The organism is Luteimonas endophytica (assembly GCF_029887875.1).
Lineage (GTDB): Bacteria > Pseudomonadota > Gammaproteobacteria > Xanthomonadales > Xanthomonadaceae > Luteimonas > Luteimonas endophytica.
On record NZ_JARXRM010000008.1, the window covers coordinates 174,909 to 187,258 of the forward strand.

The following is a 12,350-nucleotide window of genomic DNA, read 5'->3' on the forward strand; positions in this document are numbered from 1 at the left end:
ATTCCTGGAGGGAAACGGATATGACCGCAACACGTGTGGCATTGGTCACGGGCGGCACCGGCGGCATCGGCACGGCCATCTGCAAGCGCCTGTGCGACGCCGGGCACAAGGTCGCCACCAACTACCGCAACGAGGACAAGGCCAGGCGCTGGCAGGCGGAAATGAAGGCCTCCGGCTACGAGGTGGCGCTGGCCAGAGGCGACGTCTCCTCGCCCGAAGAGGCCGCCGCGATGGTCGAGGAGGTGGTGCGCCGGGCCGGGCCGGTGGACATCCTGGTCAACAACGCCGGCATCACCCGCGACGGCACCTTCCACAAGATGACCGCCGAGCAGTGGCACGCGGTCATCAACACCAACCTCAACTCGGTGTTCAACGTCACCCGCCCGGTGATCGAGGGCATGCGCGAGCGCAAGTGGGGGCGGATCATCCAGATCAGCTCGATCAACGGCCAGAAGGGCCAGTACGGCCAAGCCAACTACGCCGCCTCGAAGGCCGGGATGCACGGCTTCACGATCTCGCTGGCGCAGGAGAACGCCCGCTTCGGCATCACCGTCAACACCATCTCGCCGGGCTACATCGGCACCGAAATGGTGATGGCGGTACCGGAGCCGGTGCGCGAGAAGATCGTCGCGCAGATCCCCACCGGCCGCCTCGGCGCTCCCGAGGAGATCGCCTACGCGGTGGCGTTCTTCCTCCCGGACGACGCCGCCTGGATCACCGGCGCCAATCTTTCGGTCAACGGCGGGCAGTACATGGGCTGGTGAGCCGCCACCCCGGGCACGCCGGTCCTGGCGAGCCGGAACCCGCGCTCCCAGGCGCGGAATATGGCCGCGAAGACCGCGCGACGCCCCGGCGGGCGCGGCGGCGCGGCGCGTCCGCGGAGCGCACGCCGGGGCGGCCGGGCCACCGAGCGAGCATCGGGGGCGACCGACCTGCGTGCCCGGCAGGCGCTCCTCCGAACGCCTCCCCGCAACGCCCTCCGGCAGCGCTCCCCGCAAGCGCTCCCATGCACGCGCGCACCCCGTGAATACGCACCGCACCGCTGTTGCAAGCGCTGCCGGGCTGGGCCATGCTGCGCGGCAACACGGCTAGAGCCACTGCTCCATGAGCGCAACCCGGATCATCAAGAAGTATCCCAACCGGCGTCTCTACGACACCGAGATCTCCAGCTACATCACCATCGAGGACGTTCGCCAGCTGATCGTCGACGGCGAAACCTTCGAGGTCCGCGACGCCAAGAGCGGCGACGACCTGACCCGCCAGGTGCTGCTGCAGATCATCGCCGAGCACGAACAGGATGGGCAGCCGATGCTCTCCACCCAGCTGCTCAGCCAGATCATCCGCTTCTACGGCGATTCCCTGCAGGGCTTCATGGGCACCTACCTGGAGCGCTCCATGCAGACCTTCCTCGAGCAGCAACAGCAGTTCCGCCAGCAGATGGGCGGCCTGCTCGACCAGACCCCCTGGTCGATGATGAACAAGCTGACCGAACGCAATCTCGAGCTCTGGCAGGAGTTCCAGCGCAATCTCACCGGCAGCGTCGGCCAGAAACCCTCCGGCGAGCGCGGCCCGCCCGGCGACAAGCGCGGGCGCTGAGGGGCATGCCTGCAGGAAAGCGCACCGCCGTCGTCACCGGCGGCATCGGCGGTCTCGGCACCGCGATCTGCATCTCCCTGGCCCGGGCCGGGCGCCGCGTCGTCGCCGCCGATCTGGGCGGCCATCCCGAACGTCTGGAGCGCTTCGAGCAGGAAGTCGACGGTCTCGACGTCGGCTTCGCCGCCCTGGACGTCACCGACCTCGATGCCTGCGGCGCGCTGGTCCGCGATGTCGAGGCGAACCACGGTTCGCTCGACATCCTGGTCAACGCCGCCGGCATCACCCGCGACGTCACCCTGCGCAAGATGGACCGCCTGCAGTGGGACGCGGTGCTGGACATCAACCTGGGCGGCGTCTTCAACATGTGCCGGCATGCCGTCGACGGCATGGCCGCGCGCGGGTTCGGCCGGGTGGTCAACATCAGTTCGGTCAACGGCCAGACCGGACAGTTCGGCCAGACCAATTATTCGGCCGCCAAGGCCGGCATGCACGGCTTCACCATGGCGCTGGCACGCGAAGTGGCGCGCAAGGGCGTCACCGTCAACTCGGTCTCCCCGGGCTACTGCGAGACCGCCCTGGTCACGGCGATGCCGCAGCAGATCCGCGACGGCATCGTCGCCCAGGTCCCGGTGGGCCGGCTCGGCCGCCCCGAGGAGATCGCCCGCGCCGTCGAGTTCCTGGCCGCCGACGAGGCCGGCTTCGTCACCGGCGCCAACCTGCCCGTCAACGGCGGGCTGTTCATGAGCTTCTAGAGACCGTCCTCGGGGCAGAAGCGCTCGCGATACTCCAGCGCCTTCGGCATCAGCGCCTGCAGGTTCTGGATGCGGGTGCCGGGATTGGGATGGGTGGAGGCGAATTCCGGCTGCCCCTGGCCGCCCGCGGCCGCGCCCATCCGCTCCCACAGCGGCACCGCCTGGTTCGGATCGAAGCAGGCCGCCGCGGCCAGCATCAGCCCAACCTCGTCGGCCTCGGTCTCGTGCTTGCGCGCATACGGCAGCAGATAGCCGTAGCCCATCGCCGCCATCACCATCTGCTGCTGCTGCGCGTCCATCCCGCTGAGCGCGCCCGCCATCTGCCCCATCTGCCCCAGCTTCTGCTGGGCCATCCGCTGCGCGCCATGGCGCAGCAGCGCGTGGGCGATCTCGTGCCCCATCACCACCGCCATGGCATCGGCGGTCTGCGCCACCGGCACCAGCCCGGTGTAGACCGCCATCTTCCCGCCCGGCAGGCAGAACGCGTTGGCCTGGTCGGAATCGATCACGTTCACTTCCCACTCGAAGCCTTCCGAGAAGCGGGTCGGCGCCAGCCCGTGCTCGGCGGCGAGCGCGGCCTCGACCTCGTCGACCCGGTCGATCAGCCGCGCCGCGATCGCCTGCACCTGTCGCGACACCTCGGCATCGCGCGGGAGCGGCCGTTCCTGCGAGAGGATCTCCTGGTAGGCCTGCACGCCCAGCGCCATTTCGTCCTCGGCCGAGAGGCTGCGGTCGATCAGCACGCTCTCGCCGGTCACCGGGTCGACGCTCTGGTTGGAAAACCAGTACCAGGCGCCGTAGCCCGCGAACAGCAGCAGCACCCAGAGCCGCAGGCCGCCACCGCGTCGCCGCCGTCCGGCCGGCCGGCCCCGCGGGTGCTGTCTGCTCATGTCGGTCTCCTGGAGAGGCGGCCGGAGCATCGCCCCGCCCGCGCGATGGTCGCGTCAAGGCTGTTCAAAGCTCGCGCATCACCCGAAAGCCGATCCGCGCGTTGGTGGTGTCGCGCGCCGCCGGCGCCCGCCACGCAGAGCGGATCTGCTCCGGCGCACTGGCCCACGAGCCGCCGCGGATCACGTGGGTCCTGCATCCCGGGTTGATCCAGGGCGACGCGTCGCGCGGCGCGCGGCGGTAGCTGGCGTGCCAGCAGTCGGCGACCCATTCGCTGACGTTGCCCGCCAGGTCGTGCACGCCCCAGCGGTTGGCGGCGAAGCTGCCCACCGGGGCGGGCCCCCAGTGGCCGTCGCCATAGCCTTCGAACGCGTTGCTCCAGCTGCGCCCACCGGCCGAGCGGTCCAGCCCGCCCGTGAAGTTTCCGGCGCCCGCCGGCGGCACGCCCTCGCCCCAGGGATAGGGGGTCGTGGTCCCCGTCCGCAGCGCGTACTCGAACTCGGCCTCGCTCGGCAGGCGATAGCGGCGGCCGCTCTCCTTGGCCAGCCACTGCGCGTACGCCTCCGCGTCGAGCGCGCTGACGTGCAGCACCGGCATGTCGTCGCTGGCCGGGGCGCCGAGGAAGTCGGAGCGCCAGTCCACCCCGCTGCGGCGAACGAAATTGCCGCTGCGCTCGTCGTACACCATCGAAAAGCCGCGCCGCACCGCCCGCGTCTGGTAGCCGGTGGCGTTGACGAAGCGGCGGAACTCCCCGACCGTGACCTCGTGCACCGAGATCGCGAAGCCGCGATCGAAGCGGATGTTGCGCTGGGGCCGTTCGCTGTCCCCCGAGCCCCGCTCTCCCTCCGGCGCCCCCATGGTGAACGCGCCGTGCGGCATCACCGCCATGCGCGGGCCGCGCGCGCCGCTCTCGAGCGCGTCGGTGAACTGCTGCCCGGGGCGGAACAGGCCGTAGTGCACCGCCAGGCTGATGCGCTCGCGCAGCTCCGCTGCGGCCGGATCCCCGGGGTGGGCGATCAGCAGCAGCTCGGCAAGGATCGCGCGGGCCTTGGCGATGCCGTCGAACTCGCCCAGCGCGGCGATCCCCCGGTCGCGCAGCCGCGCCACCCGCACGGCCCGCAGCCGGGCGATGCGCTCGCGCGCATCGGGCACGGTCGCGCTCTCGGGCCGGAGTTCGCCGGCATGCGCCAGCCACTGCGCGGCGGCGTCGAACTCGCCGGCCTCCGCCACCCGTTCGGCACGGCGGATCAGGCCGCTTTCCACCGCCGCCAGGTTCTGCATCGCCCGCGGCTGCCCGGGTTCGAGTTCGAGCGCCTCGCGCAGCGGCTGCAGCGCGCCGCCGCCGGATTCGCCGTAGCGCTCCTCGTCGATCGCGGCCTCGGCCGCACGGTTGAGCTCCCACAACCGGTCGGCGCGGTCGACCCGCTGCAGGTACTCCTGCACCGGCGCGCTTTCCGGCCAGACGGCACGCGCCACGGCGGCGACCCGGCGCGCCTCGCGCAGCGCCACGAAGTCCTGGTCGCTGTGCTCCAGCGCCGCGGCGCCATCGGCGAGCAGCCGCTCGCGCGCGCGCTCCAGCCCCTTGGCCGCGGCGCCGTCGTCGGGGTCGCGCTCGAGCAGCGCCAGGTAGATCGGGATGGCGGCCTCGGCGTCGTCGTACAGATGGCCCTGTTCGAGGGCCTCGGCCGCCTGCCCGCGCACCTCCTCCAGGTCGTCGCCCTCTTCCAGCGGCACCTCGGGCCGCCGCCAGGTCAGGGTGGAGGCGATGCTGTCGTCGCCGCTGACCGTCACGCTGCCGCTGCGCTGGCGTTCGGCCGGCGCCGCCGCCTCTTCCGCGGCCTCGCCGCCTTCCCGCGCGCAACCGGCCGCCAGCGTCAACAGCAACAGGGCGGCTAGGGGAAGCGAACGCAAGCGGGAATCCTTCATTGCGGGGGAGGAGCGACAGGGTAGCGCGACGGTAGGCCCGGGGGCCGCAGTGCGTCAATCGCGCCCACCGCCGCGATCGCCTGCCGGCGACCTGCTAGGCTGCTGCGCCATGCACAGCCAAGAACCGCAGTGGATCGCCGACCCCGAACGCCTCGCCGAGCGCCTGTCCACGCGCCCGGAGCGGGTCGGCCTGGACACGGAATTCATCCGCGAACGCACCTACTGGCCGCAGCTGGCGCTGGTGCAGGTGGCGATCGACGATGCGATCCTGCTGGTCGATCCGCTGGCCCCCGGCATCGCCGAGGTGCTGCGCTCGCTGCTCACAGATTCGGCGACCCTCAAGGTGATGCACAGCGCCGGCGAGGACCTGATCGCCTTCGGTCGCGCCTGTGGCGCGGTCCCTGCTCCGCTGTTCGACACCCAGGTGGCGAACGCGCTGAGCGGGGGCGCCGCCGGCATCGGCTACCAGCGGCTGGTGCAGGAGCTGACCGGGGTGGAGCTGGCGAAGGGCGAGACCCGCTCCGACTGGCTGCGCCGGCCGCTGTCCGAGGCGCAGCTAGACTACGCCGCCGACGACGTGCGCCACCTGTTCGCCCTGCACGATACGCTGGCGCAGCGGCTCGACGCGCTCGGCCGCCGCGCCTGGTTCGAGGAGGACTGCGCGCGCCTGCTGACCGTGGCCGCAGACGAGCCGGAACCCTGGCCGCACCTCGCCGTGCGCGCCAGTCTGTACCTGGACGAACCCGGCCGCCACCGCCTGCTGCGCCTGCTGCGCTGGCGCGACCGCTGGGCACGCGAGCGCGACCGCCCGCGCAGCTGGGTGCTGGACAACGAACTGGCGGCGCTGATCGCGCGCGATCCGCCGGCCGACCAGGCCGGCCTGCAGCGCGTCCTGGATGGCCACCCGAAGGCCTCCCGCAAGCTGGCCGAACCGATGTGGCAGGCACTGGAGACCCCGCTGCCGGACGAGGGGCTGGCGCCCGAGCCGGTCGAGGAGGTCGATCGCAAGCGGCTGCGCGCACTGCAGGAGGCGGTATCCGCCCGCAGCGCCGAACTCGATCTGCCGGACGGCGTGCTCGCCTCGCGGCGCTGGCTGGAGCGGCTGCTGCAGCAGGGCGACTGGCCGCCGGCGCTGTCCGGCTGGCGCCGCGCGCAGCTGGAGCCGGTGCTGGGGCCGCTGCTGGCCGGGTGAGACAAGGCCGCCAGGAAGCCGGGTTGGCGGGCGCGCAGACCATGTCGGCTTCGCGTGCACGGCACGCGCCTACGGTGGATGGCCCCTCTGGCGGGGCCGCATCGGCGCCCGTATAATCCGCGCCTCGTGGGGCGGTAGCTCAGCTGGGAGAGCGTCGCGTTCGCAATGCGAAGGTCGGGAGTTCGATCCTCCTCCGCTCCACCACTTTCACGCCGGAACGGCGCATCGCATCGCGATGCGCCGTTTTCGTTGCGGTGCGGGCTTGGCCCCTTCGATGGCCGCTCGCCCGGCCTGCACGGGCCCCTTCCCGCCCCACTTTGGGAAAACCCGGCGCGCCGTGCGAAAATGCCCGGCTCGGCCCCGTAGCTCAGCTGGATAGAGCGTCCCCCTCCTAAGGGGAAGGTCGCACGTTCGAATCGTGCCGGGGTCGCCAGTACGACCGACAGGATGGGCGGCGGCCCCACCGCCACGCCGTGGCGGACCGGAGCCGCCCCTCCGTCCGGGCACCGGGTCCTGCCCGTGCGCCCATCCGCAGTCCCAGCCATTCATGTCCCACAGGAGTTCCTGATGCCCCATCCCGTCCTCACCGCCCTCGGCCTCGGCAACACCGAGTCCGGCACCTATCTCGGCAATGGCGAATGGTCCAGCGACGCCTCCGCCGGCGTGCTCGAGCCGGTCAACCCCACCGATGGCGAGGTGCTGGCGCAGGTGCGGGGGACCTCCACCGGCGACTACGAGACCGTGATCGCGCGCGCCCAGGAGGCATTCCAGCAGTGGCGCCGCACCCCCGCCCCGCGCCGCGGCGAGGCGGTCCGGCTGTGCGCCGACGCCCTGCGCCGCAACAAGGACGCGCTGGGCTCGCTGGTCGCGCTGGAGATGGGCAAGTCCAAGCCCGAGGGCGACGGCGAGGTGCAGGAGATGATCGACATCGGCGAGTTCGCCGTCGGCCTGTCGCGCCAGCTCTACGGCCTGACCATGCACTCCGAGCGCCCCGGCCACCGCATGTACGAGCAGTGGCACCCGGTGGGCCTGGTCGGCATCATCAGCGCGTTCAACTTCCCGGTCGCGGTATGGGCCTGGAACGCGTTCGTGGCGGCGGCGTGCGGCGACATCTGCATCTGGAAGCCCTCGCCGAAGACCCCGCTGTCGGCGATCGCCTCGATGAAGATCTGCAACGAAGCGCTGAAGGAAGGCGGGTTCCCGGACATCTTCTTCCTGATCAACGATGCCGGCACGGAACTGGCGCAGAGCTTCGTCGACGACCGCCGCATCCCGCTGATCAGCTTCACCGGCTCGACCAAGGTCGGCCGCCAGGTCGGCGAGCGCGTCGCCCGGCGGATGGGCCGCTCGCTGCTGGAGCTGGGCGGCAACAACGCCATCATCGTCGACCAGACCGCGGACCTGAAGCTGGCGATCCCGGCGATCGTGTTCGGCGCGGTCGGCACCTGCGGCCAGCGCTGCACCTCGACCCGGCGCCTGTTCGTGCACGCGTCGATCTACGACAGCGTGGTCGAGAAGCTCGTCGCCGGCTATCGCCAGGTCGAGCAGCGGATCGGCGACCCCACCGATCCCGCCAACCTGATGGGGCCGCTGAACAGCGCCGACGCGGTGCGCGCCTACCTCGCCACCATCGAGAAGGCCAAGGCCGCCGGCGGCACCGTCGCCTCGGGCGGCCGCGCCCTGGACGACCGCAAGGGCCACTTCGTGCTGCCGACGATCGTCACCGGCCTGTCGAACGACGCCGAGGTGGTGCAGACCGAGACCTTCGCGCCAATCCTGTACGTGATGAAGTTCGAGGACCTGGACGAGGCGATCGCGATGCAGAACGACGTTCCGCAGGGCCTGTCCTCGGCGATCTTCACCACCGACCTGCGCGCCTCCGAGCGCTTCCTGTCGGCCTGGGGCTCGGACTGCGGCATCGCCAACGTCAACATCGGCACCTCCGGCGCCGAGATCGGCGGCGCCTTCGGCGGCGAGAAGGAGACCGGCGGCGGCCGCGAATCGGGCTCCGACGCATGGAAGGCGTACATGCGCCGCCAGACCAATACCATCAACTGGTCGGACGCGATGCCGCTGGCGCAGGGCATCAAGTTCGACCTCTGACCCGCGCGCGGCGACGCGCGCGAACCGCAGGGACGCATGCCGCGGCCGAACGGCGCGGCGCCGGATGCCGGCCGGGTCGATGACCCGGCCGGCCCGCACCGCACGAAGAACGAGCAGGAGCGCAGGGCCATGAACGTCCCGACCCGTCAGACCAGCCCGCTGGCGATCGTCAGCCTGATCGCCGGCATCCTCGGCATCCTCCCGTTCCCGCTCATCGCCAGCCTGGTGGCCGTGATCACCGGGCACCTGGCCCGCGGCCAGATCCGGCGCCAGCCGGAGCGCTACGACGGCGACGGGCTGGCATTGGCCGGGCTGATCCTGGGCTACGCGATGATCCTGCTGTCGGTGCTGCTCATGGGCGTGTTCGTGCTGCTGTTCGGCGGCCTGGTCTGGCTGGGGCTGCAGGGCTGACATGTACGGCGTCGCCCGCTCGCTGCTGTTCCGCCTGCAGCCGGAGCGCGCGCACGCACTGGGCCTGGCCGGGCTCGAGGCGGCCTGGCGCTGCGGCCTCCGCCCGATGCTGGCCGAACGCCGTCGCGAGTTCCCGGTGTCGCTGCTGGGCCTCACCTTTCCCAACCCGGTCGGGCTGGCGGCCGGGCTGGACAAGAACGGCGCCCACGTCGACGCGCTGTTCGGGCTCGGCTTCGGTTTCGTCGAGGTCGGCACGGTCACCCCGCGGCCGCAGCCGGGCAACCCGAAGCCGCGGATGTTCCGCCTGCCCGGCCACCGCGCGATCATCAACCGGCTCGGCTTCAACAACGAGGGGGTCGATGCGCTGGTCGCCAACGTCGCCCGCGCGCGCCATCGCAGCGGGCCGCTGGGCATCAACATCGGCCGCAACCGCGACACCCCCAACGAATCCGCGGAGCGCGACTACCTGCACTGCATGGAGCGGGTCTACCCGCTCGCCGACTACCTGACCGTCAACATCTCCTCGCCCAACACCGCCGGACTGCGCGAACTGCAGGAGGAACAGGCCCTGCGCCGCCTGGTCGGCGCCCTGCGCGAGGCCCAGGAGCGACTGGGCGCGCGGCACGGCAAGCGGGTGCCGATGCTGGTGAAGGTCTCGCCCGACCTCAGCGACGAGGACGTCGAGGCCGCCGCGCGGGTGCTGTCGGACCTGCGGGTGGACGGGGTGATCGCCACCAACACCACGGTCTCGCGCCTGGCGGTGCAGGCGCATCCGCTGGCGCGGGAGACCGGCGGGCTGTCGGGCGCGCCGCTGATGGACAAGTCCACCGCGGTGCTGCGCATGCTGCGCACGCGCCTGCCGCCCTCGATTCCGCTGGTCGGGGTCGGCGGGATCCTGTCCGGCGCCGAGGCGGTGAAGAAGATGGCCGCCGGCGCCAGCCTGGTGCAGGTCTACACCGGCCTGATCTACCGCGGCCCGGCGCTGATCGGCGAGTGCGTCGACGCGATCCGCCGCCGCAAGGAAGCCCCGAGCCGCGGCACCCTGCCCCCGGAATGAGCCGCGCATGAGCGAACCCTGGCGGCTGGTCGAGCGCGCCCCCCTGCGGGCGCGCAACACCTTCGGCGTGCCGGCCACCGCCGACCTGCTGCTCGAGGTGCGCGATGCCGCCGCGCTGCCGGAGCTGTTCGGCAACGCGATGCTGCGCGACGGCCCGGTGCTGGTGCTCGGCGGCGGCAGCAACCTGCTGTTCGCCGGCGATCCGCCGGGCGTGGTGCTGGCGCTCGGCGGCCAGGGCATCGCCATCGTCGAGGACCACGTCGACGGCGCGCTGGTACGCGCCGAGGCCGGCGTCGACTGGCATGCGCTGGTGCTGTGGACGCTCGGCCACGGCCTGTCCGGGCTCGAGAACCTGGCGCTGATCCCTGGCACGGTGGGCGCGGCGCCGATCCAGAACATCGGCGCCTACGGCGTCGAGGTCGGGGAATGCATCGACGCCGTGGAGGCCTTCGAACGCGGCACCCGCGAGCGGCGGCTGATCGCGCGCGACGCGTGCGGGTTCGGCTACCGCGACAGCCGCTTCAAGCGCGAACCCGAGCGCTACGTGGTCACCGCGGTGCGGTTCCGGCTGCAGCGCGCGGCGGCCTCCAGGCTGGGCTACGCCGGGCTCGCCGAAGAGCTCGCCGCGATGGGCATCGACGACCCGCGGCCGTCGCAGGTGGCCGAGGCGGTCTGTCGCCTGCGCCGCCGCAAGCTGCCCGACCCGGCCCTGACCGGCAACGCCGGCAGCTTCTTCAAGAACCCGGTGGTGGCCGAGGCGACCGCGCGGGAGCTGCACGCGGCGCATCCGGGCCTGCCGGTCTTTCCGGTTCCCGCCGAGGACGAACGCAAGCTCTCGGCCGCCTGGCTGATCGACGCCTGTGGCTGGAAGGGCCGCCGCGAGGGCGATGCCGGCGTCTCGGAACGGCATGCGCTGGTGCTGGTCAACCACGGCGCGGCCAGCGGCGCCGACCTGCTGGCGCTCGCCAGGCGCGTGGCCGCCTCGGTGCAGGAGCGCTTCGGCGTCGCGCTGGAGCCGGAGCCGCGGATCGTCGGTGCGACGTGGTGACCGCGCTCCACTGCCGTACGTCTACGCCCCGTAGAGCGGAGCTTGCTCCGCTGCTCCCCCACCGGAGCCCAAGCAGCGCGGCCGAGCAAGCTCGGCGCTACGCCACGTGCCGAAGCCGAACCCTCGGCCGTTCGACCGCCTGACGCTCTCGCCTGCATGCCGCCCTCTCAACATACCCGCGCCGCGCTGCTGATGCTGGGCAGCACCCTGCTGTTCGCGCTGATGGTGATCGCGATCCGGCTGGCCTCGGAAAGCCTGCACACTTTCGAGATCGCGTTCTTCCGCAACTTCTTCGGGCTGCTCGCCGCGCTGCCGCTGCTGCTGCGCGCCGGGCGTGGGCCTGCGTTCCTGAAGACCGCGCAGCTGCCGCGCTACTTCGTGCGCTGCCTGATCGGCATCGGCTCGATGTTCTGCGGCTTCTGGGCGATCGGCAACCTGCCGCTGGCGCAGGCGGTGTCGCTGTCGTACTCCACGCCGATCTTCGTGACCATCGCCGCGGTGGTGTTCCTGCGCGAGCAGGTGCGGGCACGGCGCTGGACCGCGGTAGGGCTCGGCTTCCTCGGCGTGCTGGTGATCCTGCGCCCCGGCAGCGGCGAATTCACCCCGGGGATGCTGGTGGCGGTGGCCGCGGCGATGCTCAGCGGGCTGGTCGCGATCCAGATCAAGGAGCTCTCGCGCACCGAGCCGGCCGACCGCATCGTGATCTGGACCACGCTGTTCTGGGTGCCGATGTCGCTGCTGCCGGCGCTGGCGGTGTGGGAGTGGCCGCAGGGGATCGTCTGGCTGTGGGTGGTCGCCGCCGGCATCCTCGGCACCGGCGGGCACATGCTGTGGACCCGCGCGCTGCAGCTGGGCGAGGTCTCGGCGCTGACCCCGATCAGCTTCATGCAGCTGCCGGTGGTGGCGCTTTTCGGCTGGGTCCTGTTCGGCCAGACGGTGGACGCCTGGACCATTGCCGGCGCCTCGATCATCTTCGCCGCCAACGCCTACATCGCCCACCGCGAGGCGCAACTGTCGCGGCGCGCCTCCACCAGCGCGCCGGTCGAGGCGGCCAAGCCGGGGGAGTGACGCATAGCGAGCCACCCACCTCCATCATCTGAGCGAACCAGCGCCGGCCAGCGAAGGCCGGTCGCGATGCCGCGGCCGGCCAGCGCCCTCAGGACTCCGGGAAGATGAGTCTGATCAATGCACTGAGGCCATTGGGAGTGAAGTCGTACTCCACGGCCGGGTAGCAGCAATCTCCGGACGACCCACCGCCCCCTCCACCGCTGCCACCGCCGCCACTACCACCGCCGCCATCCTGCGCATATGCAGGCGGGGCCAGCACGGCGAAACCTAGTGTCAGTACGATTCCGTAGATACGGGACTTCATTCAAC

Annotated in this window: 11 protein-coding genes and 2 tRNA genes; 11 read left to right on the plus strand and 2 right to left on the minus strand. The window is 71.7% G+C overall.

From position 1 onward, the window contains the following. The first annotated feature begins 20 nt into the window (after positions 1 to 20). The 3 genes from QFW77_RS01055 to phbB all read left to right on the plus strand — a co-directional run bounded on the left by QFW77_RS01055 (position 21) and on the right by phbB (position 2,348). Entirely contained in the window at positions 21 to 764 is a 744-nt protein-coding gene (locus tag QFW77_RS01055) for a beta-ketoacyl-ACP reductase (protein ID WP_280572295.1), read from the plus strand. A 340-nt stretch (positions 765 to 1,104) separates the two neighbouring features. Next, positions 1,105 to 1,596 carry a polyhydroxyalkanoate synthesis repressor PhaR gene (gene phaR / locus QFW77_RS01060; protein WP_280572296.1) on the plus strand — a complete coding sequence of 164 codons (492 nt, stop codon included), beginning with the start codon at positions 1,105 to 1,107 and terminating at the stop codon, positions 1,594 to 1,596. 5 nt (positions 1,597 to 1,601) lie between these two features. Beyond that, positions 1,602 to 2,348: an acetoacetyl-CoA reductase gene (phbB, locus tag QFW77_RS01065; protein ID WP_280572297.1), complete on the plus strand. Its 747-nt coding sequence runs from the start codon at positions 1,602 to 1,604 to the stop codon at positions 2,346 to 2,348. On the opposite strand, the gene QFW77_RS01070 is transcribed toward phbB, so the two are convergent. After that, positions 2,345 to 3,238 (minus strand): M48 family metallopeptidase, encoded by an 894-nt coding sequence (locus QFW77_RS01070; protein ID WP_280572298.1) that lies wholly within the window; start codon positions 3,236 to 3,238, stop codon positions 2,345 to 2,347. The genes phbB and QFW77_RS01070 overlap by 4 nt on opposite strands. Positions 3,239 to 3,302: 64 nt before the next feature. Beyond that, positions 3,303 to 5,147 carry an SUMF1/EgtB/PvdO family nonheme iron enzyme gene (locus QFW77_RS01075; protein WP_280572299.1) on the minus strand — a complete coding sequence of 615 codons (1,845 nt, stop codon included), beginning with the start codon at positions 5,145 to 5,147 and terminating at the stop codon, positions 3,303 to 3,305. 124 nt (positions 5,148 to 5,271) lie between these two features. On the opposite strand from QFW77_RS01075, the gene rnd reads away from it, so the two are divergent. The 8 genes from rnd (at position 5,272) to QFW77_RS01115 (ending at position 12,041) form a co-directional block, all read left to right on the plus strand. Further along, complete coding sequence (gene rnd, locus QFW77_RS01080) at positions 5,272 to 6,354, plus strand: ribonuclease D (RefSeq protein WP_280572300.1); 1,083 nt, start codon at positions 5,272 to 5,274, stop codon at positions 6,352 to 6,354. A gap of 128 nt (positions 6,355 to 6,482) precedes the next feature. Then, positions 6,483 to 6,558: transfer RNA gene (locus tag QFW77_RS01085), tRNA-Ala, on the plus strand. Positions 6,559 to 6,710: 152 nt separating this feature from the next. Continuing rightward, positions 6,711 to 6,787, plus strand: a tRNA-Arg gene (locus tag QFW77_RS01090). Positions 6,788 to 6,921: 134 nt separating this feature from the next. Further along, positions 6,922 to 8,457, plus strand: a complete 1,536-nt coding sequence (gene amaB, locus QFW77_RS01095) for an L-piperidine-6-carboxylate dehydrogenase (protein WP_280572301.1) — start codon at positions 6,922 to 6,924, stop codon at positions 8,455 to 8,457. 129 nt (positions 8,458 to 8,586) lie between these two features. Further along, a complete protein-coding gene (locus QFW77_RS01100; RefSeq protein WP_280572302.1) occupies positions 8,587 to 8,868 on the plus strand; it encodes a DUF4190 domain-containing protein in 282 nt (93 codons plus the stop codon). A gap of 1 nt (position 8,869) precedes the next feature. Next, complete coding sequence (locus tag QFW77_RS01105) at positions 8,870 to 9,925, plus strand: quinone-dependent dihydroorotate dehydrogenase (protein ID WP_280572303.1); 1,056 nt, start codon at positions 8,870 to 8,872, stop codon at positions 9,923 to 9,925. A gap of 7 nt (positions 9,926 to 9,932) precedes the next feature. Then, positions 9,933 to 10,973 (plus strand): UDP-N-acetylmuramate dehydrogenase, encoded by a 1,041-nt coding sequence (gene murB / locus QFW77_RS01110; protein ID WP_280572304.1) that lies wholly within the window; start codon positions 9,933 to 9,935, stop codon positions 10,971 to 10,973. 156 nt (positions 10,974 to 11,129) lie between these two features. Beyond that, positions 11,130 to 12,041, plus strand: coding sequence for a DMT family transporter (locus tag QFW77_RS01115; protein WP_280572305.1), 912 nt, complete (start codon positions 11,130 to 11,132; stop codon positions 12,039 to 12,041). Positions 12,042 to 12,350: the final 309 nt, after the last annotated feature.

What these genes read in the sequence shown, in the direction of transcription:
- QFW77_RS01070 (WP_280572298.1), bottom strand. Translation starts at nt 3,238, where the DNA reads ATGAGCAGACAGCACCCGCGGGGCCGGCCGGCCGGACGGCGGCGACGC.
- murB (WP_280572304.1), top strand. Translation starts at nt 9,933, where the DNA reads ATGAGCGAACCCTGGCGGCTGGTCGAGCGCGCCCCCCTGCGGGCGCGC.
- QFW77_RS01055 (WP_280572295.1), top strand. Translation starts at nt 21, where the DNA reads ATGACCGCAACACGTGTGGCATTGGTCACGGGCGGCACCGGCGGCATC.
- QFW77_RS01100 (WP_280572302.1), top strand. Translation starts at nt 8,587, where the DNA reads ATGAACGTCCCGACCCGTCAGACCAGCCCGCTGGCGATCGTCAGCCTG.
- amaB (WP_280572301.1), top strand. Translation starts at nt 6,922, where the DNA reads ATGCCCCATCCCGTCCTCACCGCCCTCGGCCTCGGCAACACCGAGTCC.
- rnd (WP_280572300.1), top strand. Translation starts at nt 5,272, where the DNA reads ATGCACAGCCAAGAACCGCAGTGGATCGCCGACCCCGAACGCCTCGCC.
- QFW77_RS01105 (WP_280572303.1), top strand. Translation starts at nt 8,870, where the DNA reads ATGTACGGCGTCGCCCGCTCGCTGCTGTTCCGCCTGCAGCCGGAGCGC.
- phaR (WP_280572296.1), top strand. Translation starts at nt 1,105, where the DNA reads ATGAGCGCAACCCGGATCATCAAGAAGTATCCCAACCGGCGTCTCTAC.
- phbB (WP_280572297.1), top strand. Translation starts at nt 1,602, where the DNA reads ATGCCTGCAGGAAAGCGCACCGCCGTCGTCACCGGCGGCATCGGCGGT.
- QFW77_RS01115 (WP_280572305.1), top strand. Translation starts at nt 11,130, where the DNA reads ATGCCGCCCTCTCAACATACCCGCGCCGCGCTGCTGATGCTGGGCAGC.